Below are 24,720 nucleotides of genomic sequence, written 5' to 3'. Positions count from 1 at the left end.
CGGCGGAACCGCATGTCAAACGCAGCCCCGCGCCCCTTTCGGGGCGCTGCGCTACCGATCGTCGTTGGGTCTGACCGGGTCCAGGGTGATGTCGCCCGTCGGCTCGTCCGTGGGCTCGTCCGTCGGCTCGTCCGTCGTAGGCTCGTCCGTCGGCTCCTGCGTCGTCGGCTCGTCCGTCGGCTCCTGCGTCGTCGGCTCGTCCGTCGGCTTCTGCGTCGTCGGCTCGTCCGTCGGTTCCTCGGTCGTCGGCTCCTCGGTCGGAGTCGGGGTCCAGGTCGGCTGGACGGCCGCGCCCTGGTCGGTGTCGAGGTCGAACCTGGCGTCCGTGTCCGTCACGCCGAACATGTACGCCGCCCAGACCTGCGCGGGGAACCCACCGCCGTTGACGCGGTCCTCGCCGCCCGCGCCGTACATCTTGGTCTGGGCGTGGGTCTTGGCGTCCTCGCCGAACAGGCCCACCGAGGTGACCAGGTCGGGCGTGTAACCGGTGAACCAGGCCGACTTGTTGTCGTCGGACGTACCGGTCTTGCCGGCGACCTTCTGACCGTCGCGCTTGGGGTTGTTCGCCACGGACGTGCGGGCCGTACCGTCGTCGACCACGCCCGTCAGCACCGAGGTCACCGTGTCGGCGGCCTGCGGGCTGATGACCTGCTCGCCGATCGGGCTCGGGAGCTCGACCGCGCGGCTGTTGTGCTCCGCCGACTTGAGGATGCTCGGCGTGACCTTCTTGCCGTGGTTGTCGAGGGTGGCGTAGACCCCGGCCATCTGCAGCGGGCTCGCGCCCATGGTGCCCAGGGTCTGGGCGGGCACGGCCTCCTCGTTGGTGGTGTCCATGCCGAGCTTGCCGGCCACGTCCATGACGTTCTTCATGCCGACGTCGACGCCCATCTGCGCGAAGACGGAGTTGACGGACTTGTTCATCGCCGTCTGGACGGTGACGTCGCCGTAGTCCTGGTCGTCCTCGTTCTCGGGCGCGAAGCCGACCTTGCTGCCGCCCTCCACGACCGGCCGCTTGCTGGTGCCGTCGTAGATCGTGTTCGCGGTGATCGGGTCGCCGTCCTGGGTCTCGGCGCTCTCCTCCAGGGCGGCCGCCAGGATCACCGGCTTGAACGTCGAGGCGGGCTGGTAGTCGGTGCGGGTCGCGTTGCTGGTGTAGTGCTTGAAGTAGTCGACGCCGCCGTACAGGGCGACGACCTTCCCCGTCTTGGGGTCGACGGAGACCGCGCCGGCCTGGACGTTCCCGTCGACCTTGCGCTTCTTCGGGTCCAGCTTGCTCGTCAGCTGCGCCTTGGCGGCCTTCTCCAGCTCGGCCTGCTTCTTCTTGTCGATGTTCAGGGTGATGGTCCAGCCCTGGTCGACGACCTCGGCCTCGGCCTGGGAGCGGGTGATGCCCTCCTGCTTCATCAGCCGGCTCACCAACTGCTGGTTGGCGAGCTCGATCAGATAGCCCTTCTGACCCTCACGGCCGGCGGTGGGCTTCGGCTCCTTCGGCTCCTCGAACGTCATGCCCTGCCGCTCGGACTGCTCGAGCCAGCCCTCCTCGACCATGTTGTCCAGGACGTAGTTCCAGCGGGCCGTGACCAGCTTCTTGCCGGTTTCGGACGCGGCCGACCAGTCGTACTGACTCGGCGCCTGGAGCAACGCGGCGAGGTACGCGCCCTGTGCGGGGCTGAGCTTCTCGGCGTCGACGCGGTAGTAGGCCTGGGCGGCGGCCTGGATGCCGTAGGCGCCGCGGCCGTAGTAGCTGGTGTTGATGTAGCCGGCGAGGATCTCGTCCTTGGTCAGCTGGCGGTCGACCTTCAGGGAGATGACCATCTCCTTGAGCTTGCGGCTGACCGTCTGTTCCTGGCTGAGGTAGTAGTTCTTGACGTACTGCTGGGTGATCGTCGAACCACCCTGCGCGCCCTTGCCCATCACGGTGTTCAGCAGACCGCGGGCCGTGCCCTTGAGGTCGATGCCGTTGTCCTTGTAGAAGGACTTGTTCTCCGCCGCGACGAAGGCGCGCTGGACCTTCTTCGGCACCTTGGCCAGGTCCACGATCTCGCGGTTGACCTCGCCGTCGCGGGCCAGGGTGCTGCCGTCGCTGTACTTGTAGACGTTGCTCTGGCGCTGGGCGGCCTGGGCGGCCGCGTTGTCCTTCGGGATGTCGACGGCCAGATAGAGCGCGATGAAGGCGCCGATGCCGAGCAGGCACACGCCGAGGAAGGTGCCGAGGATCTTCTTCCAGGTGAAGAGCCGGCGTATTCGGCCCTTGCCACCACCCGCGCCGCCCTTGCCGGCACTCTTGGCCGCCCGGCGGGCCGCGGCCCGGCCGCCCTGGGCGGCCGGCGGGCCCACCACGGTGGCCGACTCGCCTCCCACAGGGGCCGAGGGCGTCCCGGACGGGCGCCGGGGCGCGGCGCGGCGCCCGCTTTGCTGACGCGCTCGTCTGTCTTCCGCTCGTCCCATGGGTGTGTTCCGCTCCGCTTCGCTCTTGTGTGCACTCCTGCCACACAGGTTCGCCGCTCAGGTCAGCTCAGAAAGCTAACACCGGAAGTTGTGACAAAGAGCTGTCGATCCGGTCTTTTGCGGACGTGACAATCAGCACCTGTCCCACCGGAACCGACGGCTCAGGGGTGCATAGGGTTGCCCGCACGGGGTAAAGTGATATCACTTAGCTAGTTCGAAGCTAGACGAAGCCCTCGCGGCTTCATGGATGAATGCGAACGAAACGGGGGAATCACCCATGCCTACCGACACCACATCCGTCACTGCCGACGTGCCCGAGATGCCCGCCCCACGCGTACGTGAGTTCACGGCGCACAGCATCGGCGGCGGGCTCGCCCTGCTGCTGGGTCTCGTCGGGCTGCTGGCCGGCGCGGGGTTGATCGTCAGCACCGCGGCGGTCTCCGGAGGCGGCGCCAAGGCGGTGCTGATCGTCGCCGGAATCCTGGTCGCGATCGCCGCGGTCCTCGCGATGTGCGGGCTCAACATGGTCGCGCCGGGCGAGGCGCGGGTCGTCCAGCTCTTCGGGCGGTACCGCGGGACGATCCGGGAGGACGGGCTGCGCTGGGTGAACCCCTTCACCTCCCGTACGAAGATCTCGACCCGGGTCCGCAACCACGAGACGGCCGTCCTCAAGGTCAACGACGCCTACGGCAACCCGATCGAGCTCGCCGCGGTCGTGGTGTGGAAGGTCGAGGACACCGCGCAGGCCACGTTCGAGGTCGACGACTTCCTGGAGTTCGTCTCCACCCAGACCGAGGCGGCGGTGCGGCACATCGCCATCGAGTACCCGTACGACGCCCATGACGAGGGCGGCCTCTCCCTGCGCGGGAACGCCGAGGAGATCACCGAGAAGCTCGCCGCCGAACTGCACGCGCGCGTGGAGGCGGCCGGGGTGCAGATCATCGAATCGCGCTTCACGCATCTCGCGTACGCTCCCGAGATCGCCTCCGCGATGCTCCAGCGGCAGCAGGCCGGGGCGGTCGTCGCGGCGCGGCGGCAGATCGTCGACGGGGCGGTCGGCATGGTCGAGGCGGCGCTCGCGCGGATCTCCGAGCGGGACATCGTGGAGCTGGACGACGAGCGGAAGGCGGCGATGGTGTCCAACCTGATGGTGGTGCTGTGCGGCGACAGGTCCCCGCAGCCGGTCCTCAACACCGGGACGCTCTACCAGTGACGGTTCCCTCCGAGGGCTCGGCCCCTCAGCGTCGGCCGCAGCAGCGCAAGCAGGTGCTGCTGCGGTTGGACCCGTCCGTGTACGAGGCGCTGGCGCGGTGGGCGGGGGACGAGCTGCGCTCGGCCAACGCGCAGATCGAGTTTCTGCTGCGGAAGGCTCTGGCCGACGCGGGGCGGCTTCCGCGGGACACGGGGCCTCTTCCCCGTCGGGGCCGGCCACCCGGGGGCTCCGCCCCCAGACCCCCGTCGGCCTGAACGGCCTCGTCCTCAAACGCCGGACGGGCTGGATGCGGCTGAGCCGGTCTCGTCCGCGCACGCCGGACGGGCTGGACGTGGCTGAGCCGATCCCGTCCGTGCACGCCGGACAGGCCGGATGCGCCTGAGGCGGTCCCATCCACGCGCCCCGGACAGGCCGGTTATGGCCGAGCCGATCCCATCCGTACGCCCCGGACAGGCCGGATGCGGCTGAGCCAGTCCCATCCGTGCGCCCCGGACAGGCCGGATGCGCCTGAGGCGGTCCCATCCGCGCACGCCGGACAGGCCGGATGCAGCTGAGCCGATCCCATCCGTACGCCCCGGACAGGCCGGATGCGGCTGAGCCGGTCTCGTCCGTGCGCCCCGGACAGGCGTGGATCCATGGGGTCTCCCGTCCCTGCCATCGCCGTGTAGCAGAACCGTGACAATCGTGTCCCACCTGGGCCTTCACACCCCCCGCCATGATCTACACACTCCGCGTATACATACGGCGTATACACCCCGTGTAGTGTCCTGGGCATGTCCATCGGTCACACCCTCCTGGGGCTCCTGGAGTCCGGCCCGTGTCACGGCTACGACCTGAAGCGGGCCTTCGACGAGAAGTTCGGTCACGACCGGCCGCTGCACTACGGCCAGGTCTACTCGACGATGTCCCGGCTGCTGAAGAACGGCCTCGTCGAGGTCGACGGGATCGAGCCCGGCGGCGGGCCCGAGCGCAAGCGGTACGCCATCACCGACGCCGGGATCACCGACGTCCAGCAGTGGCTCGCGACGCCCGAGAAGCCGGAGCCGTACCTCCAGTCGACCCTCTACACCAAGGTCGTCCTCGCACTGCTCACCCGGCGCAACGCGGCCGACATCCTCGACACCCAGCGCGCCGAGCACCTGCGGATGATGCGGATCCTCACCGACCGCAAGCGCAAGGGCGACCTCGCCGATCAGCTGATCTGCGACCACGCCCTGTTCCACCTCGAGGCCGACCTGCGCTGGCTGGAACTCACCGCCGCGCGTCTCGACAAGCTGGCCGAGGTGGTGACCAAGTGACTCCTCCGCCCGGTTCCCTGCTCGCGGCCCAGGAGCTGCGCAAGGCCTACGGCCCGACCCTCGCGCTCGACGGGGCCGAGTTCTCGATCCACCCCGGCGAGGTCGTCGCCGTCATGGGGCCGTCCGGCTCCGGCAAGTCGACGTTGCTGCACTGTCTCGCCGGGATCGTGCCGCCCGACTCGGGGTCCATCACGTACAACGGCCGCGAACTGGCCACCATGGGCGACGCCCAGCGCAGTGCCCTGCGGCGCTCGGAATTCGGGTTCGTCTTCCAGTTCGGGCAGTTGGTGCCGGAGCTGACCTGTGTCGAGAACGTCGCCCTTCCGCTGCGGCTGAACGGAACCTCCCGCAAGGAGGCCGAGAAGGCGGCACTGACCTGGATGGAGCGGCTGGAGGTCGACGACCTGGGCAAGAAGCGGCCCGGTGAGGTCTCCGGCGGTCAGGGGCAGCGCGTCGCCGTCGCCCGGGCCCTGGTCACCAACCCGCGTGTGCTGTTCGCCGACGAGCCGACCGGCGCGCTCGACTCCCTCAACGGCGAGCGCGTGATGGAGCTGCTGACGGACGCCGCCCGCTCGACCAACGCCGCCGTCGTCCTCGTCACGCACGAGGCGCGCGTCGCCGCCTACTCCGACCGCGAGATCGTCGTACGGGACGGCAAGTCCCGGGACATGGAGCGCGTCGTATGAGTGCCTCGTCCCAGTGGGCCAAGGATCTGGGCATGGGCGTGCGGTTCGCCTTCGCCGGCGGACGCGAGGGATGGGTCCGGGCCCTGCTGACGGCCGTCGGCGTGGGGCTCGGGGTGGCGTTGCTGCTGCTGACGACCGCGATCCCGAGCGCGCTGTCCGAGCGTGACCGACGCGGGAGCGCCCGGGACGACTTCACGTACAGCGGGACGGTGTTGCCGAAGGCGGACGACACGCTGATCATCGCCAGTGCCGACACGGAGTACCGCGGTGACGACGTACGGGGCCGGCTGCTGGAGCCCGAGGGGACGCTGGCCCCGCTGCCGCCGGGCGTGGACGAGTTCCCCGCGAAGGGCGAGATGATCGCCTCGCCCGCGCTGCAGAAGCTGCTGAAGTCCGACTCCGGCAAGCTGCTGCGCGAACGCATCCCCTACCGGATCACCGGCACCATCGATCAGCCCGGGCTGATCGGGCCCGCCGAACTCGCCTACTACGCGGGCGGGGCGAGCCTCGCGGACCAGCTGGCCGGAGGCACCGTCGAGCGGATCGACTACTTCGGCCCCTCCACCACGGTGCAGGACGACGAACTGGACCCGATCCTGATCCTGCTGATCATGATCATCTTCGTGGTACTGCTGCTGCCCGTCGGTGTGTTCATCGCGGCGGCCGTACGCTTCGGCGGCGAGCGCCGCGACCGTCGGCTCGCGGCGCTCAGGCTGGTCGGCGCGGACGGGCGGATGGCGCGCCGGGTCGCGGGCGGCGAGGCGCTCGCCGGCGCGCTGCTCGGTCTCGTCCTCGGCACCGGCTTCTTCCTGGCGGGGCGCCACCTGGCGAGCCTGCTGAAGGTGCGCGACATCAGCGTGTTCCCGAGCGACCTCAACCCGTCGATCGCGCTCGCCCTGCTGGTCGCCGTAGCCGTGCCGACCGCGGCGGTCCTGGTGACGCTGTTCGCACTGCGCGGGGTCGTCATCGAGCCGCTCGGTGTGGTCCGTACGACGAAGCCCCCGCGCCGTCGGCTGTGGTGGCGGCTGCTGCTGCCGGTGGGCGGTCTCGCGCTGCTGTACCCGATGGTGGGACAGGGCAACGACAACGGGAACTTCAACGAGTGGATGGTGATCGGCGGCACCGTGCTGCTGCTGGTCGGCGTCACCACACTGCTGCCCTGGCTGGTCGAGGCCGTGGTGGCCCGGCTGAACTCCGGGTCGGTCTCCTGGCAACTGGCGATCCGCAGGCTGCAGTTGAGTAGTGGTTCGGCCGCCCGCATGGTCAACGGCATCGCGGTCGCGGTGGCCGGGGCGATCGCGCTGCAGATGCTGTTCTCCGGGGTCGAGGGCGACTACACCAAGCGGACCGACAACGACCTGAACCGCGCCCAGATGACGATCTCCGTGCACGGCGACGTCCCGCTGAACGACGTCGCCCGGCAGTTGGGGGAGACCGAGGGCGTGCGCCGGGCGTCGGCCCTCTCGCTGGGCACGCTCGGCTCGACGGCGAAGGAACCGGAAAACACGCTGGAGGCGGCCGTCGGCAGCTGCGCCGAGCTGCGCGAGGTGGCGCGTCTGAAGTCCTGCCGGGACGGGGACATCTTCCGGATCGTCGGCGCCGAGTACGACGACGGCTCGGAAAAGCTCGTCAAGGCGGGCGGCACCCTGTACTTCGACCCGCTCTACACCGGGTCGACGAGCCACACGGTGACGTGGAAGGTGCCCGGCGGCGTCAGGACGGCGGCGCCGCGCGAGGATCCGACCGGCTACGAGCGCGGCGGCCTGCTGTTCACCCCGGGCGCGCTGCCCGAGGGGGCCGAGGCCGGCCTCGTCGAGCGGGTGTTCCTTTCGCTGGACTCGTCGGTGCCGGACGCCGCGGACTACGCGCGCAACACCGCCGCGCGGATGGACCCCCTGGCCGATGTGTTCACGCTGGCCGCCAACCGGGAGTCCCTGGAGTTCCGCTCCATCCGCAACGGGCTGTTCGTCGGCGCCACCTGCGTCCTGCTGCTGATCGGCGCGAGCCTGCTGGTCTCGCAGCTGGAGCAACTGCGCGAGCGCAAGAAGCTGCTGTCGTCCCTGGTCGCCTTCGGCACCCGGCGCCGCACGCTCAGCCTGTCGGTGCTCTGGCAGACGGCGATCCCCATCGCGCTGGGCCTGGTGCTGGCCTCGACCGTCGGGCTGACACTGGGCGCCGTCCTGCTGAAGATGGCCGGGGCCTCGGTGACCGTGGACTGGGCGAGCGTCCTGGCAATGACGGGTATCGGCGCCGGAGTCGTCCTCGCGGTGACCCTGCTCAGCCTGCCTCCGCTGCTGCGCCTGATGCGCCCGGACGGCCTGCGCACGGAGTGATCAACGGGGTGTCCACGAGGTGATCAAGGGGGCCGGGGCTCAGAACCCGGCCCCCAAAGCCGTACGCGCAACGGCCACAGCACCTCGCACGGATCAGGCCTGTCCCCGACCGCAGGCTGCGCGAGCCGGGTGCCGGAGCACCCCGGCACGACCGCCGCCCCCACACCGCCCGCGATGACCCTCCTCGGCTCCCCCACAGCGCCGCGCCCGCACACCGAGTGGGCACCCGCGCCCAGGAACTCAGCCGCCCCCGGCCCCCAACACCCGCACCGGCAACGGCCTCAACGCATCCCGCAGAGCCGACGCCAGTTCCTCGTACTCCGCCGCGCGTGCCGCTCCCGTTCGCATGGCGAGGGCGACGCGGCGGGTGGGGGCCGGGTCGGCGAAGTAACCGGTGAGGAGTTGGCTGCTGCGGGTCGTCTCCAGCTTGAGGGCGGTGCGCGGCAGCAGGGTCACGCCCATTCCGCCGGCCACCAGCTGGACCAGCGTGGACAGCCCGGCCGCAGTCGTGGTCACCGGCGCGTCCTCGCGGCCCGCCTCCCGGCAGATGTCGAGGGCCTGGTCGCGCAGGCAGTGGCCCTCGTCGAGCAGGAGCAGGTTCAGCTCGCGCAGCGCCTCCCGGGGAATCCCCTCCCGGCCGCCGAGCCAGTGGTCGAGCGGGGTGACGAGCACGAAGTCCTCGTCGAAGAGCGGGAGTTCGGCGACACCGGGCACCCCGAGCGGGACGGCGAGCAGGAGCAGGTCCAGACGGCCCGTGGTGAGGCCGTCGACCAGGCTCGCGGTCTGCTCCTCGTGCACCTGGAGGTCGAGGTGCGGATACCGCTCGTGGACGAGCCGCAGCACCGTCGGCAGCAGGTACGGCGCCACGGTGGGGATCACACCGAGGCGGAGCGCACCGGTGAACGGCGCCCGGACCGCCTCCGCCTCCTCCATCAGCGCCCCGACCTCCACCAGCACCGCCTTGGCCCGCACGGCGAGCCGCTCGCCGGCCGGCGAGAGCAGCACCTTGCGGGTCGTACGCTCCAGGAGCGTGACCCCGAGGGTCTCCTCCAGCGCGGACACGGCACCCGAGAGCGCGGGCTGGCTCATGCCGATCGCGGCCGCGGCGTCCCGGAAGTGGAGGTGCTCGGCGACGGCGGCGAACGCCCGCAGCTGGGCGAGGCTCGGCTGGCGTCTCTTGCCCACGGTCATGCCCTGCTCCCCGTCATCCCTTACCCACGGCCATCAATAGGCACCTCCGATCAACCGGAGCGAGTGTAGCTATTTCCCGTATCAATGCACGTTGTGCCAGGATCGGTAAGGTCCAACCCCATGGGAGACCCCTGTACCGAACGGGTGTCTCCTCGCTGCAAGGAGAGCGTGTGCTCACTGTCGGTGACAAGTTCCCCGAGTTCGAACTGACCGCCTGCGTCTCGCTGGAGAAGGGCTCGGAGTTCGAGACGATCAACCACAAGACCTACGAGGGCAAGTGGAAGATCGTCTTCGCGTGGCCGAAGGACTTCACCTTCGTCTGCCCGACCGAGATCGCGGCTTTCGGCAAGCTGAACGAGGAGTTCGCCGACCGCGACGCCCAGGTCCTGGGCTTCTCCGGTGACTCGGAGTTCGTCCACCACGCCTGGCGCAAGGACCACGACGACCTGCGCGACCTGCCGTTCCCGATGATGGCCGACTCCAAGCACGAGCTGATGCGCGACCTCGGCATCGAGGGCGAGGACGGCTTCGCCAAGCGCGCCGTCTTCATCGTCGACCAGAACAACGAGATCCAGTTCTCCATGGTGACCGCCGGCTCCGTCGGCCGTAACCCCAAGGAGGTCCTGCGGGTCCTGGACGCCCTCCAGACCGACGAGCTGTGCCCGTGCAACTGGAGCAAGGGCGAGGACACCCTGGACCCGGTCAAGCTGCTCGCGGGAGAGTGACCCCATGGCCCTCGACTCCCTCAAGTCCCGCATACCGGACTACGCCAAGGACCTGAAGCTCAACCTGGGCTCGGTCATCGGCAATTCGGACCTCCCGGCGCAGCAGCTGTGGGGCACGGTGCTCGCGACGGCGATCGCCTCGCGCTCCCCGATCGTGCTGCGCGAACTGGCGCCGGAGGCCAAGGCGAACCTCTCGCCGGAGGCGTACACCGCGGCGAAGTCCGCGGCCGCGGTGATGGCGATGAACAACGTCTTCTACCGGACCCGGCATCTGCTGTCCGACCACGAGTACGGCACCCTGCGCGCGGGGCTGCGGATGAACGTCATCGGCAACCCCGGCGTCGACAAGGTCGACTTCGAGCTGTGGTCGTTCGCCGTGTCCGCCATCAACGGCTGCGGCCTGTGCCTCGACTCGCACGAGCAGGTACTGCGCAAGGCGGGCGTGGACCGCGAGACGGTTCAGGAGGCGTTCAAGATCGCTTCCGTCATCCAGGCCGTGGGTGCCACCCTGGACGCCGAGGCTGTGCTGGCCGACGTCGAGTAGGCGCGGTTGCTCTGCGGACCCCGCTCACCTTTCGTGGGCGGGGTCCAGTGCGTTGTCGTGGTCGCCGTTCCCGGGGGCCGCGCCCCCGGACCCCCCTTCGGCCCGAACGGCCTCGTCCTCAACCGCCGGACGGGCCGGTTCCTGCCCACCGGTGCCCGTCGGCATCGCCTCCTGCGAATACCGCCGCAGATACCCCACGATCGTGTTCGACACGGCCACCAGCGGTACGGCCACCACCGCGCCGCCGATCCCCGCGACCATGCCGCCGGCCGCCACCGACAGCACCACCGCCAGCGGGTGCACGCGGACCGCGCGGCCGAGGATGAACGGCTGCAGGATGTGGCCCTCGATCTGCTGGACGGCCAGGACCACGACGAGAGTCATCACCGCCGTGAAGACGCCCTGCGTCACCAGCGCCACGACCACGGCCAGGGCGCCGGAGGCCACCGCGCCTACGAGCGGGATGAAGGAGAACAGGAAGATGAAGACGGCCAGCGGCACGGCCATCGGCACATCGAGGAAGTAGATGCCGATGCCGATGAAGACGGCGTCGATCAGGGCGACGAGGACGGTGCCGCGCACATACGCGGTGAGCGTCGCCCACGCGCGCGGGCCGGCGCCGGCGACACCCGGACGGGCCGCGGCGGGCACCAGCTTCAGCGTCCACTGCCAGATGCGCTTGCCGTCGTAGAGCAGGAACAGCGTCGAGAAGGCGGCCAGCAGAATGCCGGTGAGGGCCTCGACGACGACCGTGACGCCTTCGAGCCCGGCCGAGGTGATCTCGTCGGTGTTGGCGCCGATCGCCTCCCGAAGGTTCTCGGCGATCTCGTTGACCTGCTTGTCGGTGACGTGGAAGGGGCTGTTGAGCAGCCAGTTGCGCAGCTCGTCGATGCCGTCCTGGACCTGGTCGGAGAGATTGTCGATGTTCTCCATGACCTGCCAGGTCACGAACCAGCCCATCAGCCCGATGACGACGAACCCGAGGATCGCGGTCAGGGCGGTGGCGGGCCCGCGCGGCACACCACGCCGGGTCAGCCACGCCACCGAGGGCTGCATCAGCGCGGTGAGGAGCAGGGCGATGACGAAGGCCAGCACGACGAGTTGTACGGCACTGATGACCCGCATCAGCACCCAGACCGTGCCGGCGAGCACCAGCAGCCGCCAGCCGGCCTCGGCGGCGACCCGTACGCCCCACGGCACGACCTGCGCCGGGTCGGGCCGGGGCGGTGGTGCGGTGGGCGCATAGTCGGGGGGCCGTGGGACGTGGTCGGAGCGCGGCGGGGCGTCCTCGACGGCCGGCTCGGGCGCTACGGCCGTGACGGACCGCCGCTCGGGCCGGGGCTCGATGTCCTCCCGCTCCACCGCGGCGCGGCGCTCGTCCAACCGCTCACTCATCTCGGTCAGTCCGGCGCCGAGCCGACCGAGCCACCCTGGCACTCGCGACATGATCCGTCCTCTTCCCCCGTCTCTCCTCACCACTCCCCCTGGAGTCGCTGCGTCCGACCGTACATGGCACGTCACGGGGGAACGCGAAAGCCCCTCACCAAGAGACGGTGAGGGGCTGCGCGAAGGTTGAGCGGCGGCGGTGCCGGCTCAGTACCAGTTGTTGGCCTGCCAGAAGGACCAGGCGTCGCAGGGGCTGCCGTAGCGGTCGTTCATGTAGTTGAGGCCCCACTTGATCTGGGTGGCCGGGTTCGTCTGCCAGTCCGAGCCGACGGACGACATCTTCGAACCGGGCAGGGCCTGGAAAAGGCCGTAGGCACCCGAGGAGGGGTTGACGGCCTTGTAGTTCCAGTCGGACTCGTGGTCCACGATGTTGCTGAAGCACTGGAACTGGCCGCTCGGCACCATCTGGCGCGCCATGGACTGGATCTGCGCGATGCTGTACGAGCCCTGAACGGGGAAGTCGGAGGAGGATCGGGAGGCCTTCGCCTCGGCCTCTTCGCGCTCCTTGGCTTCCTGCGCCGCCTTCTCTGCCTTCTCGGCGGCTTCCTTCTTCTCGATCGCGGTCTGAGCGGCAGCCTTGCGGGCGGCTTCCTCAGCACCCTTCTTGGCGCTCGCGTCCGCGGCAATGGCCTGGACGTCGGCCTGCGCCGACATGGACTCGATCTGCACCTGGGCCTGCTGGCCCGCGGGTATGTCCGCGAGGAGCGTCGAATCGGCAGCCGTCGCTTCGGCGTCGTTGTTCTGCGCGGTGCTGCCCGAGGCAACGCCGACGACGCTTCCGACAGCGGTGACCGCGGTGGCCGACGCCACTGCGAATCCCCTGACCGAAATCGGACTCACACGGTTTCCTTCCAGCATCGCCCGCTTCGGTGACCCTGGCGGACGCAATCGTGCCCCTGGCTCTGGCCTCCCAACTGCGGGGTCACGGGAGGCTCGGACCCGGTGGGCAACTCCTCTGAGAGGAGCGCCGCGTGAAGACTCGGGCGGCATACGACGACGCTATGGAGTTGGCTGTGGTGTTGCTGTGGTGCCGTACCGCTGGGGGTACAGGTGTGTCGTATGCGGGGCCTGACAGGAGTGAGACTCTGCCGTACCCCGACGCCGCAAGGCAATTCTGTGTTGCGTGTGAAAGCTCACACCTCGTTTGTCCCAGGGGTTTTACGGAAAGCCGCACACGCCGAGGCGCCGCCCGGATAGGCTCGCTGCCTTTCCGGACGGCGCCAACCAACGAGTAGCTACCACAAGTTGAGCACTTGGGTCAGATCTGCCCGTCCTCCAGCATTTCGGTCACAAGGGCGGCGATCTGGGACCTCTCGGACCGCGTCAGCGTGACGTGGGCGAAGAGCGGATGCCCCTTCAGCTTCTCCACGACGGCGACGACACCGTCATAGCGCCCGACCCGCAGATTGTCCCGCTGGGCCACGTCATGGGTCAGAACGACCCGCGAATTGGCTCCAATTCGGGACAGAACCGTCAGCAGGACATTCCTTTCCAGTGACTGCGCCTCGTCCACGATCACGAACGCGTCGTGCAGCGAGCGTCCGCGGATGTGGGTGAGAGGAAGCACCTCCAGCATTCCGCGCGCGGTGACCTCTTCGATGACCTCGCGGCTGGTGACCGCCGACAGCGTGTCGAAGACCGCCTGCGCCCAGGGGCTCATCTTCTCGGCCTCGCTGCCGGGCAGATAGCCGAGCTCCTGCCCGCCCACCGCGTACAGCGGCCGGAAGACCATCACCTTCTGGTGCTGACGACGCTCCAGCACCGCCTCCAGACCGGCGCACAGCGCCAGCGCCGACTTGCCGGTGCCGGCCCGGCCGCCCATGGACACGATCCCGACGTCCGGGTCGAGCAGCAGGTCCAGCGCGATCCGCTGCTCGGCACTGCGGCCCTTGATGCCGAAGGCCTCCCGGTCGCCGCGCACCAGCCTGACGTTGCCCTCGGGCGTGATCCGGCCCAGCGCGTTGCCGCGCTCGGAGTGGATCGTCAGACCGGTGTGCACGGGCATGTCGGCGGCCTCGGGGACGAAGACGTGCCCCTCCTCGAAGAGGATGTCCACCTGTTCGCCCGGCAGGGTCAGTTCGGACATTCCGGTCCAGCCGGAGGAGTCCGTGATGGCGAGTTCGGCGCGGTACTCCTCGGCGAGGAGACCGACGGACGATGCCTTGATCCTGAGCGGCAGGTCCTTCGACACGACGGTGACGTCGAACCCCTCGGCCTGCAGATTGCGGGCGACCGCGAGGATGCGGGAGTCGTTGTCCCCCAGGCGGTAGCCGGTCGGCAGAACGCTGGGGTCCGAGTGGTTGAGCTCGACCCGGACGGTCCCGCCGAGGTCCCCGATCGGGATGGGGGCGTCGAGACGGCCATGCTTCACCCGGAACTCGTCGAGCAGGCGCAGGGCCTGCCGGGCGAAGTAGCCGAGTTCGGGATGGTGCCTCTTGGCCTCCAGTTCCGTCACCACGACGATGGGGAGCACGACCTCGTGCTCGTCGAAGCGGTTCAGGGCGTTCGGGTCGGCCAGCAGGACGCTGGTGTCGAGAACGTAGGTGCGCCGGTCGGGCTTGTGGCGCTTTGTGCTGGTCACCACGGAAGGACGTACCCCCTCGGATGAGGTCGGGGAGCGACGGAGTGGAGCTGGACCGGTCGTCGGCCGCTCTGCACGGGCCGAAAACCGGCCCCCCGCGTCTTCTTCCGTGCCGTGACCGCACGGTGGGGCTGGTGCAAAGGGCCTCCCGGGCGGACGGCCCCGTGCCGTCCGCTGAGATACGACACCCGTGGTTCGGGTGTCGACCTGCTTGCCTTATGCCCTCGAACGTGCGATGCCATGCCGACGCGTATGACGGCGCGCTGGTGAACTCCTTGTTACTTCTGTCCCGTGGGGGTGAGTTCGCTCAGCCGCCGTAGCGCCGGTGACGGGCCGCGTAGTCGCGCAGAGCGCGCAGGAAGTCCACCTTGCGGAAGGCCGGCCAGAAGACTTCACAGAAGTAGTACTCGGAATGGGCCGTCTGCCACAGCATGAAACCGGACAACCGCTGCTCGCCGCTGGTGCGGATCACGAGGTCGGGGTCCGGCTGGTCGCCGGTGTAGAGGTGGCTGCCGATCAGGTCGACGCTGACGGACTCGGCGAGGCTCTCCATCGAGGTGCCCTTGTCGTGGGCGTCGACGATCATCGAGCGCACGGCGTCGGCGATCTCCTGGCGGCCGCCGTAGCCGATGGCGACGTTGACCAGTATCCCGTCGATGTGGGCGGTGGCCTCCTCGGCCTCCTTGAGGCTGGTCTGCATCCCGGACGGCAACAGGTCGGGCGTGCCCACGTGGTGCACGCGCCAGCGCCCGTCGGCGGCGAGGGTGCGGACGACGTCCTCGATGATCCCGAGGAGGGGGCCGAGCTCGTCCTGGGGCCGGTCGAAGTTGTCCGTCGACAGCAGCCAGAGGGTGACGACCTCGACGTCCGTCTCACTGCACCAGCCGAGGAACTCCTCGATCTTCTCGGCACCGGCCCGGTGCCCGTGCACGGTGGAGGAGCCCGCCGCCTTCGCCCAGCGACGGTTGCCGTCCATGATCACGCCGATGTGCTTGGGCACCTGAGCGTGGTCCAGGTGGCCCTCCACCCGGCGTGCGTACAGCCTGACCAGCAGGCCGCGCAGCTTGTCGCGCAGGTTCACGTGATTGTCAGCCCCTCCGTACGGATCGGACAGGCGCGCGGGCGCTGCGCGCGGCGCAGGCGAGGGCGGTTCCTGTCCGTATGGCGGTCCCTACCGGCGAAGCGTACCCCTGCGGGGCTTGGGCCGTACGCCTCGGGTGGGGGCGCCCGGGGGCGGTTGGCGGGTGCGGGTGAGTGGGGGCTGGTCGCGCCCACGCGGCGGAGCCGCATATCGACACAGCCCCGCGCCCCTTCGGGTCGGGACAGTCGGCCGGCGCCGGGGCGCGCCCTTGGTATCGGCACGAAGAGGCGGGCCGGTCCGGGCAAGAAAAACGGGCCGGTCCGTGGGGGGGAGACGGACCGGCCCGAGGGGGGGTTTCCACCATAACCCTTCGTAAGTGATGCTGCGTGCATCGGCGTGCCACAACTACTCTCCGAAATCGCTCGGCGACGGCCCGGTAGCCGCGAGAGGGCCTCTTCGTGGCCGATTCATGGCCTGGCAGGAGTGGATTCCCAGGGGAAACGGGTGGGATGTGGCCGGATCCATAGGGTTTGACGCATCTTGAGCCTCGGCGCGCGACTTGTCCTCGCTTCCCCCGCCCGGGTGACCCGGCCGCGAACGTCGGCTTGACGGCGCCCATGGCCGAGGAAAAGGGGCGCGACTCCGACGCGACACGCGTCCAGCAGGAGCGCTTGCGGGGGCACGGCACCGCGCAGCCCCCTCCGCTGCGCGGTGCCGCCGCGCAGCTTTGCTTACGCGAATTACCTTGGTCTGAACTTACGTGAGAGGTGTGAGGAAATCGAGTCGGCCGCCATAACAATGTGGAAAAGGTGTGGGTTCCTTGGATGCGCAGGGGTCAGCGCCCCTTCACGCACGGATGCGTGGTTTGCACCACACGGACCTCAAGTGCCCTCGGCCGACCTCAGGTGCCCCAGCGGACAATCCCTGGCCTACATCCGGCCTAACGTCGCTCCATGACTGCGAACGCGAGCAGGGTGATCACGTGGGGCGAGGCGAGCGCACGGCGTACGGAGCGGCAGTTCCTGTCCCGTCCCGCCGTGCACGGCACGCCGGTCGCCGATGTGGTGGGGGCGATGCTGGGCGCGCATGCGCAGGTGCTGTCCGCGGCCGAGGTGTCGGTGGGGGTGCGGGCCGCCGGCGTGACGCGGGCGGACGTACGGGCCGCGCTCTGGGAGGACCGCTCACTGGTGAAGACGTTCGGCCCGCGCGGAACCGTGCATCTGCTTCCCGCCGCCGAGCTGCCGCTGTGGTGCGGCGCGCTGACCGCGGTTCCGACGGGCCCGAGCGCCTTCCCGCCGGACATTGCGGTAACGGACGAGCAGGCGGAGCAGATCGTGGCGGCGATCGGGGACGCCCTCGACGGGGTCTGCCTGACGGTGGAGGAACTGGGCGAGGAGGTCGTGGCGCGCACCGGCCCGTGGGCCGGGGACCGGGTGATGCCCGCCTTCCAGGACCTGTGGCCGCGCTGGCGGCAGGTGATGCACCGGGCCGGCCAGTCGGGCGCCCTGTGCTTCGGCCCCAACCGGGGGCGGAAAGTGACGTACACCCGGCCGCAGGGGGTCGAACCGGTACCGGGGCCCGGGTCGGGGACTGCGGGCGAGGCGGCGCTGCGGGAGCTCGTGCGGCGGTATCTGCGTGCGTACGGCCCGGCGACCCCCCAGCACTTCGCCAAGTGGCTGGCGGCGCCCGTCGGTTGGGCGGTGGCGCTGTTCGGGGAGCTGGCGGGGGCCGGGGAGGTCGAGGAGGTGTCGTTCGAGGGGGCCGCTGCCTGGGTGGCGGCGGGTGACACGGAGTTCCCGGCGGGGAAGGTGCGGGGCGTGCGGTTGCTGCCGTACTTCGACGCGTACGCCATCGCCGCGCAGCCGCGGCAGACGCTGTTCCCCGGGGAGGCGTACCAGCGGGCGCTGGCGGGTGGGCAGGCGGGGAACTATCCGGTGCTGCTGGTGGACGGGGTGGTGGCGGGGGTCTGGCATCAGCGGCGCCAGGGACGTCGTACGACGGTGACGGTGGAGCTGATCGGGCGGCGTCTGACGGCGCGGCAGGAGCGGGAGCTGGGCGAGCAGGTGGAGCGGGTGGGGGAAGTGCTGGAGGCGAAGGCGGAGTTGGTGGTCGGAAAGGTGACCGTCGGACCGCATGCGTGAGCGTCCCACCGCGGCTCAGGCGCCGGGCTTGCGGGCCTCGAAGAGGTGGCGGGTGCTGTGCGCGACGAAGGGACCCTCGGACTCGATCTGTTCGTGCAGGGCGCGCAGTTGCGGACGGTACGCCTCGACGGTGAAGCCGGGGACCATCCACACGACCTTCCGCAGAAAGTGCACGACGGCCGCGATGTCGTGGAACTCCATGCGCAGTTCCTCGGCGCACAGGTCGACGATCTCCAGGCCGGCGGCCTCGGCATCGGCGCGTTCGCGGTCGGGGTGGCGGCCGCTGCGGACCTCGTCGGGCTGCGGCCCGAGGAAGTACTCGACGAGCTCGAAGACGCTGTGGGGTCCGACGTGCTGGGCGAAGTACGTGCCGCCGGACCGGAGCACGCGGGAGATCTCCGGCCAGGGGGCCCGCACCGGGTGCCGACTCGTGACCAGGTCGAAGGCCCCGTCGGCGAACGGGAGCGGGGCGTCCTCGGGCGAGGCGACGACCGCGACACCGCGGGCGGCCAGCAGAGCGGTGGCCTTGGCGACGTTCGGCGGCCAGCCCTCGGTGGCGACGGTGAGCGGCGGGGCCTTCGGGGCCCGGCCCAGGGCGAAGTCCAGCACCTCCCCTCCCCCGGTCTGGAGGTCGAGCGCGGCGGTCGCGCCGGCCAGCCGGTCGGCCAGGGAGGCGGCGTACCCCCAGCTGGGCCGCGCCTCGGTGGCCCGCCCCTCGAACCAGGAGAAGTCCCAGCCCTCGGTGGGCACGGCCACGCCCTCGGCGACGAGTTCCTCGAACGACCTGCCGTCCTTTCCCATGCGGTGATGATCGCAGGGCACTGTCACCGGCCGCTGCTAGTTTTCGGCGCCATGACGAACTCGACGTACACGGCGGGCGAGAAGGACACGCTCCGGGCGAGCCTCGACCACCACCGGGACGCGGTGTTGTGGAAGCTGGAGGGTCTGGACGACGAGCAGCTGCGCCGCCCGATGACCCCGACCGGCACCAGCCTGCTGGGCCTGGTCAAACACCTCGGCTCGGTGGAGTACGGCTGGTTCGTCTCGACCTTCGGCGGCGAGGTGGAGCCCCTGTGGTTCGACCCCTACAGCGCCGAGGACATGGCGGCCGACCAGGGCGAGACGACGCAGCAGATCATCAACTTCTACGGCCGTGCGCGCGCCGCGGCCGACCGAGTGATCGCCGAGCGGTCGGTGACGGACCTGGGGCAGCCGGCGTGGCGGGGCGAGGCGGTGTCCCTGCGGTGGGTGCTGGTCCACATGATCGAGGAGACTGCACGGCACGCGGGCCACATGGACATCGTGCGGGAGCTGATCGACGGGGCGACGGGGGCTCACCAGCCGGGCTGAGCCCCTCGCGTGCCGTCGCTCGCGTCGTCCCTCACGGCACCAACGGCCCTACTTCCTCCGCCGCGAACCGCACGAACCCCTCCGGGTCGGGCTCGTCCCCCGTCGGCTGCAGGACCACGGTGTCCGCACCGGCGTCCGCGAGCCGCTGAACGGCCTTCGCGACGGCGCCGGCGTCTCCGGCGACGCCGAGGCCGGGGACGTCACCGACCCCCTCGGCTTCGAGCTCTGCCTTGAGCCGGGCGGGCCCGTCGGGGCCGGTGGCGGTCAGGAGGTAGACGACGACTTCGTGCGGTTCGCCTCCGGTACGTCCCGCCGCGTCCCTCCCCTCCTGGATGAGCTGCCGAGCCTTCCGCACCCCGTCGGGCGAGGTCGAGGCGGTGAGCAGGGTCCCGTCAGCCGCCTCACCGGCGAGCCGCAGCGAGCGGGGCCCGGTGACGCCGGCGATGACGGGCACCGGCCCGGCGGGCGGCCAGTCGAGGGCGACGTCGTCGAGCTTGACGTACCGCCCCTCGGTGGTGACCCTCTCCCCGCCGAGCAGGGCGCGCAGGGCGACGAGATGCTCCCGCAGCAGCGTCACCGGCGACTCGGCCCGAGCCCCGACCTGCCCCATCCAGTCCTGCACACCGTGCCCGAGGGCGAGGATCGGCCGTCCGGGGAACATCCGGTGCAGCGTGGCGGCTTCCATCGCGGTGATGGCGACGTTCCGCAACGGCACGGGCAGCAGCCCGACGCCGACCTTGACGCGCTCGGTCCAGGCGAGGGCCGCCGCTGCGGTGGAGATCCCTCCCTCCCGGAAGCAGTCCTCCCAGAGCCAGAGCTCCTCGAGGCCTGCCTCGTCCGCGATGCGGGCGACGGAACGGAGTCGCTCGGGGGCGAGTTGGGGACGGAAGATTGCGCCGAGTCCGGTCATGGGGCCTTTCCTACCCGGGTAGCACACGCCGGACAACAGGAAATCCAGGAGGTGGCTGGGGATGGGGCGGCGGTGGCGGGACGGTCGGGGGACGCTGGTCGTGCACGGGGAGCGGGGGGACGTCTCGGTGTCCCTGGAGGTCGCCGCGTCCTACCGGGCCCGTACGAAGGGACTGCTGGGGCGGGACTCCATCGCCGGGGCGCTGCTGCTCACGCCGGCCGGCAGCGTGCATACCTTCCGGATGCGCATGCCCATCGACGTCGCCTATCTCGACCGACGGCTGAAGGTCATCGCCGTACGCACCATGGCACCGGGGCGGCTGGGCCTGCCCCGGCTTCGGTCGCGGCATGTGCTGGAGGCCGAGGCCGGGGCGATGGCCGGGTGGGGGGTGCGGGCCGGGGTACGGGTGACCGTCGAGGCGCAGGCGTGGACGGGGTGACTCCCACGGCCGGTCAGTTGTCCGTGCGCGGGAAGGACACCTCCACCCGCCGGTTCTTCTTGCGGCCCGACTCCGTCGCGTTCGAGGAGATCGGGTACTGCTCGCCGTAGCCGCGTACCTCGTAGGTGACCGTGGAGTCGGTCAGCTCCGATTCCAGGACGCCCTGTACGGCGTTCGCGCGCTTCCTGGACAGGACGTCGCCGTGGGCGGAGGAGCCCAGGTTGTCGGTGAAGCCGAAGACGCGGATGCGTGTGGCGTTCTGGGCCTTGATCTCCTCGGCGATGTCCGAGATACGGGCCTTCGCCTCGCCGGTCAGCTTCGCGCTGTCCTTGGGGAAGAGAACCTCGGCCTGCAGCGCGAACTTCACGTCCGAGTTCGTGTCTTCCCGGCGTTCCTCACCGGCCTGGTCCTCGACCACCTGCTTGATGTCCAGCACCTTGGCCTCGGCGAGCGTCGCCCCTTCGGGGAGCTTGAGGTCGGGGTCGTTGGCGTCGACCTCCACGGGGGCGGTGGCGGTGGCTTCGGTGCCGGGCGGGACGCTGGGGTCGTCGGCGGCGTCGGCTGTTGTGGCGCCCAGGAGGTTGGTGGCGACCATGAGGGTGGCTGCGGTGAGGGTGAGGGGGAGGCGGGTCATGGGGCGGCTCATCCGGAGATCTGGATGGTGGCGGCGGCGAAGGTCGGCAGCTGGAACGTGACCTCGCTCGTGCCCGTGGGCGGAGACGGGAACTGCATGAACACGGAGAGGCTCTCGCCGGCCTTGAGGGACGAGAAGCCCGTGGTGGTCAGCGGACGTCCGTCCGTGTCCCGCAGCACGTAGTACCGCTTCTTGCTCTTCGAGTCGACGAGCGTGGCGCCCCCGAGCGACCTGCCGTTCCTGATGATCTCGGTCTCGTTGCCGCTCAACGCGGAGGGGATCGAAGTGCTCTTGTCCCCGTCGTTCTTGAGGCTGCCGTTCACGGTGATGAAACCGCCGGCATCACGCTGGGCAGAGGTGATCTGAAGGAGCAGTCCGTCCGAACCCTTCAACTCCGCCAGGAGCTCGTCCGCCTGTCCCTCCTGAGCACTTGGGTCGGATCCCCGGTTCGTGGGAGCGGACGCCGAAGCTTTCGGCTTCCTGCCGTCGTCTCCCCCACCACCGCAGCCGGCCACGCCGAGGGCCAGTCCGGCCGCAACGGTCAGCGCGACCATCCCCCTGTGGGCCTTCGCCGTGAACCGAATACTCATGCCTCTGCTTCCTTCTTCACTCGTCGTTCGCTCGTCAGCCGGCCAGATGGACGTCGAAGAGGTCCTCGGGATCCGGAAGGGTGCTCGGATCGTCCGGGTCCGGGTCCCAGTCGGTGTCTCCGCAAGTGAGTTGCGGCAGTGGCAGTGTGTCGTTCCCGTCACCCCCACCGTCGTCGGCGTCCCCGCCGGGGAGATCGAACGTGCAGCGAGGCTCGATCACGGCGGTGGCCGACGCCGTCGACTTCATGTCCTCCGTGCCGGGGACGATGGAGTCGCCCACGGTCTTGTTGGTCACGACATCGACGTCGTAGCCCGGGGGCAGCCCGAACGCCGGTGCGCAGTCCGCCGTGGCGTCGTTCTGGGCCGCGAGCTCATGAGCCCGCCAGCAGCCGTCGAGCACCGCGGTGTCGCCGTCGAGGATGTCCTCCCACTTCGCCGGGTCTCCCACCACTTCCAACCAGTCCCCCGCCAGTTGGTCCCGGGTTTCCTGCGCTGCCGCCAGCGCGGCCGCGTCAGCGGCGGTCTGGGCGCCGTTCCGGTTCGCCGCGGCCTGGCCGACCGCAAGGTACGCGAACGCGAGAAAAAGCAGGCCTGCCACCACCGTGATGTAGATGGGGAAGGCCTGCCCTGCGTCGCCGTACTTGGATGGCCGCATCAACCACCGGTCACTTCGGTGATCTTGTCCGTGATCGCGTCGAAGATGGTCTGCCCGATGTCCGTCCCCGTAATGGCCAACACAATCGCCACCACCACCGCGATGATCCCCAGATACTCCACCGCCGTCTGCCCCTTGTCGTCGCGCTCGGCACGGGAGCGCAAGTACTCGACGGTGGTGTTGATCCAGTTGCTCATGGTGTTCCCCTCTGGGCACGCAAGTCCTGTGAGAAGTCTCAGGAGAAAAGTAAGCGCGAACACCCCGAACACCAGAGGGTCCCAGGACCCAATTCCAGGCCTCGGCCGAAAACCGCCGTCGTTCCATCGCCGCTCATCCCCGTCCTGGGTGTGAACCCGGCGCCGTCCCCAGCCACTTGGCCGCAGCCTGCCCGCGGCTGCTGCTGTGGAGTTTGGCGAAGATGCGGTTGATGTGGTTCTTGACCGTCTTCTCGCTGATGAAGCAGGCGGCGGCGATCTGCTGGTTGTTCATGCCCGATGCGATGAGGTCCATGATCTCCGCCTCCCTCCTGCTCAGCCGGAACCGTGACCGATACGACGACGACTGTCCCACAGTTGGTTGCACTTGCGAAAGCGGTTCTGCAGAATTCCCTGCCGCAGTGGGGAGTTCGGCGTTTGCTTGCGCGAGTGATGTCGCTGCCGTGGGGGTGAGCCGGGGCTCCGCCGACCCCCTGCCCCGCTCGATGTCCCGCACCGCAGCCACCAGTTCGTCCGTCGTGAACTCACCGTGGACCAGATAGCCGGCGGCGCCGAGACGCAGGGCTTCGCGGACCGTCTCCGACTCCCCGCTGTAGGTGAGCATCATCACCGGGGCGATGCCGACCAGGTGCGGGAGGGCCGTGATGCCGTCCGTGCCCGGCATGCGGACGTCCAGGAGGATCACGTCGGGGCGGTGGCGGCGGGCTGCTTCCTGGGCCTCCAGGCCGTTGGCCGCCTCGGCCACCACCGTTATGTCCACGTGGGTGGAGAGGAGGGCCGTCAGGCCCGCTCGGACCACCGGGTTGTCGTCTGCCACCACTAGCCGGAGGGGGGTGTTCATGGGGTCGCCTTCGTCGTCGTCAGGGCCGCCAGCGGGAGTTCGAGGCGGACCTCCGTGCCGCGAGCGTGGGTGCCCTTGCCGATGTGGATGCCTGCGCCTATCGAGGCGGCTCGTTCGGCCATGCCGATCAGGCCGAAGTGGCCCGACCGGCGGAGGTGTTCGAGGGTCGCGTCGGGGGGCATGCCCCGGCCGTCGTCCTGGACCGTCAGGCACAGCACCTCGCCCCGCGCACCCGCCCACACGCCCGCCCGTACGTCGACCCGGGTCGCGGCCGCGTGACGGTGGGCGTTCTCCATGGCCTCCTCGGTGATGGTGAGGAGCTGGCGGGCGACCGCCGGTGGGACCGGGAGGGCGTGGGCGGCCTCGCCCAACGTGTCGTACGTGGCTGCCATGCCCGTGCGTTTCGTGAAGGCCGCGGTACGGGCGGCCAGTTCCGGCGTGATGTCCCTCGCGTGGTCCGGGTCGGACTCGCGGCGCAGGTCCGCCAGGAGTTCGCGGGACTCCGCGGCGGCTCGGCGGGCCGCGCGGGCCACCAGTTCGGCCTGCCGGCTGACGCGGTCCTGGTCCATCGACGCCGACGCCGCGGAGAGCGCCAGGCCGTCCGCCGCCAGCGCCACGCCGTGCAGCGTCTTCGCCACCGAGTCGTGCATCTCGCGAGCCAGGCGGGCCCGTTCCGCGCCGACCGCCTCGGTCACCGCCAACCGCGCCTGGATCGTCGTCAGGGCCTGCGTGGCCGTACCGAAGCGGAGCATGAGGTTGCGCAGGGAGGAGCCGAGCGCGCCCGTGATGACGCACAGGCCCGGGAGCAGGAGTTTCTCCGCCAGGCCGCTGCCCGCCTGCGCCTCCTTGTTGATCGCGTAGGCCAGCAGCAGGATCAGGGACTGCACACTCGCGAACACCGCCGCGCCCCGGTAGCCGTAGACGATGCCGGCGAGCAGGGGCGTGCAGACGCTGACGTAGGCCAGCGTGGTGTCGGGGCCCGCGGAGATGAGGAGGAGGGCGGTGAAGAGGGTGTCCAGCGCCAGGAGGGTGGGGTGGCGCAGGAGGAGCGGGCCGAAGCGTTCCCAGTCGCGGAACAGGGCGTAGGAGCCCATGAACGTGACCACGACCGCCGCGCCCATCAGCCGGGTTCCCAGGCCGGGCGTCGCGTTGAGGAGGGCCGCGGGCGCGGCGAGGGCGATCATGGCGAGGCGGAAGCCGAAGACCTGCCGGCACATCGCCTGGAGGGCGTTTATCTGGAGCGGTATCGCGGCGGCTTGTCCGGCTCCCCCGGCTGCCCGGGACCGCCGGAGGCGCCGCAGCAGAAGCGCCATGCCTGCCGCCGCACCCGACGCCGAGGTCCCCCCTGTGCCTGCGCCCCCGCCCGTACCCGCGCGCATCCTCACCGGCATGCCTGCCA

At 70.1% G+C, this 24,720-nt stretch carries 24 protein-coding genes; 10 read left to right on the top strand and 14 right to left on the bottom strand.

All coding sequences use genetic code 11. From position 1 onward, the window contains the following. Positions 1 to 51: 51 nt before the first annotated feature. Positions 52 to 2,448, bottom strand: coding sequence for a transglycosylase domain-containing protein (locus ACZ7M7_RS09665; RefSeq protein ID WP_472114532.1), 2,397 nt, complete (start codon positions 2,446 to 2,448; stop codon positions 52 to 54). Between the two features lie 277 nt (positions 2,449 to 2,725). Here ACZ7M7_RS09665 and ACZ7M7_RS09660 point away from each other — a divergent pair, with 277 nt between their 5' ends. The 5 genes from ACZ7M7_RS09660 to ACZ7M7_RS09640 all read left to right on the top strand — a co-directional run bounded on the left by ACZ7M7_RS09660 (position 2,726) and on the right by ACZ7M7_RS09640 (position 7,978). Then, positions 2,726 to 3,661: an SPFH domain-containing protein gene (locus ACZ7M7_RS09660; RefSeq protein WP_383628084.1), complete on the top strand. Its 936-nt coding sequence runs from the start codon at positions 2,726 to 2,728 to the stop codon at positions 3,659 to 3,661. After that, the gene (locus ACZ7M7_RS09655; RefSeq protein WP_328879572.1) at positions 3,658 to 3,915 is read left to right on the top strand and encodes a type II toxin-antitoxin system antitoxin; all 258 of its coding nucleotides are present in this window, start codon (positions 3,658 to 3,660) and stop codon (positions 3,913 to 3,915) included. The genes ACZ7M7_RS09660 and ACZ7M7_RS09655 overlap by 4 nt, the downstream gene beginning before the upstream one ends. Before the next feature lie 519 nt (positions 3,916 to 4,434). After that, positions 4,435 to 4,959, top strand: a complete 525-nt coding sequence (locus ACZ7M7_RS09650; RefSeq protein ID WP_383603421.1) for a PadR family transcriptional regulator — start codon at positions 4,435 to 4,437, stop codon at positions 4,957 to 4,959. Next, positions 4,956 to 5,645 carry an ABC transporter ATP-binding protein gene (locus ACZ7M7_RS09645; RefSeq protein ID WP_383603424.1) on the top strand — a complete coding sequence of 230 codons (690 nt, stop codon included), beginning with the start codon at positions 4,956 to 4,958 and terminating at the stop codon, positions 5,643 to 5,645. Before ACZ7M7_RS09650 ends, ACZ7M7_RS09645 begins: the two co-directional genes overlap by 4 nt. Continuing rightward, positions 5,642 to 7,978, top strand: coding sequence for an ABC transporter permease (locus ACZ7M7_RS09640; RefSeq protein ID WP_472114526.1), 2,337 nt, complete (start codon positions 5,642 to 5,644; stop codon positions 7,976 to 7,978). The genes ACZ7M7_RS09645 and ACZ7M7_RS09640 overlap by 4 nt, the downstream gene beginning before the upstream one ends. Before the next feature lie 240 nt (positions 7,979 to 8,218). Here ACZ7M7_RS09640 and ACZ7M7_RS09635 read toward each other — a convergent pair whose 3' ends face one another. Continuing rightward, positions 8,219 to 9,169, bottom strand: a complete 951-nt coding sequence (locus ACZ7M7_RS09635) for a LysR substrate-binding domain-containing protein (RefSeq protein ID WP_383603430.1) — start codon at positions 9,167 to 9,169, stop codon at positions 8,219 to 8,221. 170 nt (positions 9,170 to 9,339) lie between these two features. Here ACZ7M7_RS09635 and ACZ7M7_RS09630 point away from each other — a divergent pair, with 170 nt between their 5' ends. Both ACZ7M7_RS09630 and ACZ7M7_RS09625 read left to right on the top strand, forming a co-directional pair. Next, the gene (locus ACZ7M7_RS09630) at positions 9,340 to 9,894 is read left to right on the top strand and encodes a peroxiredoxin (protein ID WP_370264283.1); all 555 of its coding nucleotides are present in this window, start codon (positions 9,340 to 9,342) and stop codon (positions 9,892 to 9,894) included. Between the two features lie 4 nt (positions 9,895 to 9,898). Beyond that, positions 9,899 to 10,438, top strand: coding sequence for an alkyl hydroperoxide reductase (locus ACZ7M7_RS09625; protein WP_383603432.1), 540 nt, complete (start codon positions 9,899 to 9,901; stop codon positions 10,436 to 10,438). Positions 10,439 to 10,462: 24 nt separating this feature from the next. Here the strand turns inward: ACZ7M7_RS09625 and ACZ7M7_RS09620 are convergent, their stop codons facing one another. The 4 genes from ACZ7M7_RS09620 to ACZ7M7_RS09605 form a co-directional block, all read right to left on the bottom strand. After that, on the bottom strand, positions 10,463 to 11,884 hold the full coding sequence (locus ACZ7M7_RS09620) for an AI-2E family transporter (RefSeq protein ID WP_472114523.1): 1,422 nt from the start codon (positions 11,882 to 11,884) through the stop codon (positions 10,463 to 10,465). A gap of 147 nt (positions 11,885 to 12,031) precedes the next feature. Beyond that, positions 12,032 to 12,724, bottom strand: coding sequence for an aggregation-promoting factor C-terminal-like domain-containing protein (locus ACZ7M7_RS09615; protein ID WP_369273147.1), 693 nt, complete (start codon positions 12,722 to 12,724; stop codon positions 12,032 to 12,034). Between the two features lie 418 nt (positions 12,725 to 13,142). Then, the gene (locus tag ACZ7M7_RS09610; RefSeq protein WP_369273146.1) at positions 13,143 to 14,468 is read right to left on the bottom strand and encodes a PhoH family protein; all 1,326 of its coding nucleotides are present in this window, start codon (positions 14,466 to 14,468) and stop codon (positions 13,143 to 13,145) included. A 304-nt stretch (positions 14,469 to 14,772) separates the two neighbouring features. Next, positions 14,773 to 15,546 (bottom strand): isoprenyl transferase, encoded by a 774-nt coding sequence (locus ACZ7M7_RS09605; protein ID WP_383603439.1) that lies wholly within the window; start codon positions 15,544 to 15,546, stop codon positions 14,773 to 14,775. Positions 15,547 to 16,499: 953 nt separating this feature from the next. Here ACZ7M7_RS09605 and ACZ7M7_RS09600 point away from each other — a divergent pair. Continuing rightward, entirely contained in the window at positions 16,500 to 17,687 is a 1,188-nt protein-coding gene (locus ACZ7M7_RS09600) for a winged helix DNA-binding domain-containing protein (RefSeq protein ID WP_472114516.1), read from the top strand. A 15-nt stretch (positions 17,688 to 17,702) separates the two neighbouring features. On the opposite strand, the gene ACZ7M7_RS09595 is transcribed toward ACZ7M7_RS09600, so the two are convergent. Continuing rightward, positions 17,703 to 18,488: a methyltransferase domain-containing protein gene (locus ACZ7M7_RS09595; RefSeq protein WP_472114513.1), complete on the bottom strand. Its 786-nt coding sequence runs from the start codon at positions 18,486 to 18,488 to the stop codon at positions 17,703 to 17,705. 51 nt (positions 18,489 to 18,539) lie between these two features. Here ACZ7M7_RS09595 and ACZ7M7_RS09590 point away from each other — a divergent pair, with 51 nt between their 5' ends. Then, positions 18,540 to 19,037 carry a DinB family protein gene (locus ACZ7M7_RS09590; protein WP_427840144.1) on the top strand — a complete coding sequence of 166 codons (498 nt, stop codon included), beginning with the start codon at positions 18,540 to 18,542 and terminating at the stop codon, positions 19,035 to 19,037. A 31-nt stretch (positions 19,038 to 19,068) separates the two neighbouring features. Here the strand turns inward: ACZ7M7_RS09590 and ACZ7M7_RS09585 are convergent, their stop codons facing one another. Beyond that, a complete protein-coding gene (locus tag ACZ7M7_RS09585; RefSeq protein ID WP_472114509.1) occupies positions 19,069 to 19,974 on the bottom strand; it encodes an LLM class flavin-dependent oxidoreductase in 906 nt (301 codons plus the stop codon). A gap of 34 nt (positions 19,975 to 20,008) precedes the next feature. On the opposite strand from ACZ7M7_RS09585, the gene ACZ7M7_RS09580 reads away from it, so the two are divergent. After that, entirely contained in the window at positions 20,009 to 20,386 is a 378-nt protein-coding gene (locus ACZ7M7_RS09580; RefSeq protein WP_472114506.1) for a DUF192 domain-containing protein, read from the top strand. 13 nt (positions 20,387 to 20,399) lie between these two features. On the opposite strand, the gene ACZ7M7_RS09575 is transcribed toward ACZ7M7_RS09580, so the two are convergent. The 6 genes from ACZ7M7_RS09575 to ACZ7M7_RS09550 form a co-directional block, all read right to left on the bottom strand. After that, positions 20,400 to 21,020 carry an OmpA family protein gene (locus tag ACZ7M7_RS09575; RefSeq protein WP_472114503.1) on the bottom strand — a complete coding sequence of 207 codons (621 nt, stop codon included), beginning with the start codon at positions 21,018 to 21,020 and terminating at the stop codon, positions 20,400 to 20,402. 8 nt (positions 21,021 to 21,028) lie between these two features. Then, positions 21,029 to 21,610, bottom strand: a complete 582-nt coding sequence (locus tag ACZ7M7_RS09570) for a hypothetical protein (protein ID WP_470948434.1) — start codon at positions 21,608 to 21,610, stop codon at positions 21,029 to 21,031. Between the two features lie 34 nt (positions 21,611 to 21,644). Then, positions 21,645 to 22,265, bottom strand: a complete 621-nt coding sequence (locus ACZ7M7_RS09565; protein WP_472114500.1) for a pilus assembly protein TadG-related protein — start codon at positions 22,263 to 22,265, stop codon at positions 21,645 to 21,647. Beyond that, positions 22,265 to 22,462, bottom strand: a complete 198-nt coding sequence (locus ACZ7M7_RS09560; protein WP_472114497.1) for a Flp family type IVb pilin — start codon at positions 22,460 to 22,462, stop codon at positions 22,265 to 22,267. Before ACZ7M7_RS09560 ends, ACZ7M7_RS09565 begins: the two co-directional genes overlap by 1 nt. Before the next feature lie 133 nt (positions 22,463 to 22,595). Beyond that, positions 22,596 to 23,321, bottom strand: a complete 726-nt coding sequence (locus ACZ7M7_RS09555; RefSeq protein ID WP_472114494.1) for a response regulator — start codon at positions 23,319 to 23,321, stop codon at positions 22,596 to 22,598. Continuing rightward, the gene (locus ACZ7M7_RS09550) at positions 23,318 to 24,712 is read right to left on the bottom strand and encodes a sensor histidine kinase (protein ID WP_472115216.1); all 1,395 of its coding nucleotides are present in this window, start codon (positions 24,710 to 24,712) and stop codon (positions 23,318 to 23,320) included. The genes ACZ7M7_RS09555 and ACZ7M7_RS09550 overlap by 4 nt, the downstream gene beginning before the upstream one ends. Positions 24,713 to 24,720: the final 8 nt, after the last annotated feature.

It is taken from the genome of Streptomyces sp. NPDC111606 (genome assembly GCF_055656945.1).
This window is presented reverse-complemented; position numbering and strand designations above follow the sequence as displayed.

Excerpts from the sequence above, each read along its gene's own strand:
- ACZ7M7_RS09665 (WP_472114532.1), bottom strand. The coding sequence starts at position 2,448 with ATGGGACGAGCGGAAGACAGACGAGCGCGTCAGCAAAGCGGGCGCCGC.
- ACZ7M7_RS09660 (WP_383628084.1), top strand. The coding sequence starts at position 2,726 with ATGCCTACCGACACCACATCCGTCACTGCCGACGTGCCCGAGATGCCC.
- ACZ7M7_RS09650 (WP_383603421.1), top strand. The coding sequence starts at position 4,435 with ATGTCCATCGGTCACACCCTCCTGGGGCTCCTGGAGTCCGGCCCGTGT.
- ACZ7M7_RS09640 (WP_472114526.1), top strand. The coding sequence starts at position 5,642 with ATGAGTGCCTCGTCCCAGTGGGCCAAGGATCTGGGCATGGGCGTGCGG.
- ACZ7M7_RS09635 (WP_383603430.1), bottom strand. The coding sequence starts at position 9,169 with ATGACCGTGGGCAAGAGACGCCAGCCGAGCCTCGCCCAGCTGCGGGCG.
- ACZ7M7_RS09625 (WP_383603432.1), top strand. The coding sequence starts at position 9,899 with ATGGCCCTCGACTCCCTCAAGTCCCGCATACCGGACTACGCCAAGGAC.
- ACZ7M7_RS09620 (WP_472114523.1), bottom strand. The coding sequence starts at position 11,884 with ATGTCGCGAGTGCCAGGGTGGCTCGGTCGGCTCGGCGCCGGACTGACC.
- ACZ7M7_RS09600 (WP_472114516.1), top strand. The coding sequence starts at position 16,500 with ATGACTGCGAACGCGAGCAGGGTGATCACGTGGGGCGAGGCGAGCGCA.
- ACZ7M7_RS09595 (WP_472114513.1), bottom strand. The coding sequence starts at position 18,488 with ATGGGAAAGGACGGCAGGTCGTTCGAGGAACTCGTCGCCGAGGGCGTG.
- ACZ7M7_RS09590 (WP_427840144.1), top strand. The coding sequence starts at position 18,540 with ATGACGAACTCGACGTACACGGCGGGCGAGAAGGACACGCTCCGGGCG.
- ACZ7M7_RS09580 (WP_472114506.1), top strand. The coding sequence starts at position 20,009 with ATGGGGCGGCGGTGGCGGGACGGTCGGGGGACGCTGGTCGTGCACGGG.
- ACZ7M7_RS09575 (WP_472114503.1), bottom strand. The coding sequence starts at position 21,020 with ATGACCCGCCTCCCCCTCACCCTCACCGCAGCCACCCTCATGGTCGCC.
- ACZ7M7_RS09570 (WP_470948434.1), bottom strand. The coding sequence starts at position 21,610 with ATGAGTATTCGGTTCACGGCGAAGGCCCACAGGGGGATGGTCGCGCTG.
- ACZ7M7_RS09565 (WP_472114500.1), bottom strand. The coding sequence starts at position 22,265 with ATGCGGCCATCCAAGTACGGCGACGCAGGGCAGGCCTTCCCCATCTAC.
- ACZ7M7_RS09560 (WP_472114497.1), bottom strand. The coding sequence starts at position 22,462 with ATGAGCAACTGGATCAACACCACCGTCGAGTACTTGCGCTCCCGTGCC.
- ACZ7M7_RS09555 (WP_472114494.1), bottom strand. The coding sequence starts at position 23,321 with ATGAACACCCCCCTCCGGCTAGTGGTGGCAGACGACAACCCGGTGGTC.
- ACZ7M7_RS09550 (WP_472115216.1), bottom strand. The coding sequence starts at position 24,712 with ATGCCGGTGAGGATGCGCGCGGGTACGGGCGGGGGCGCAGGCACAGGG.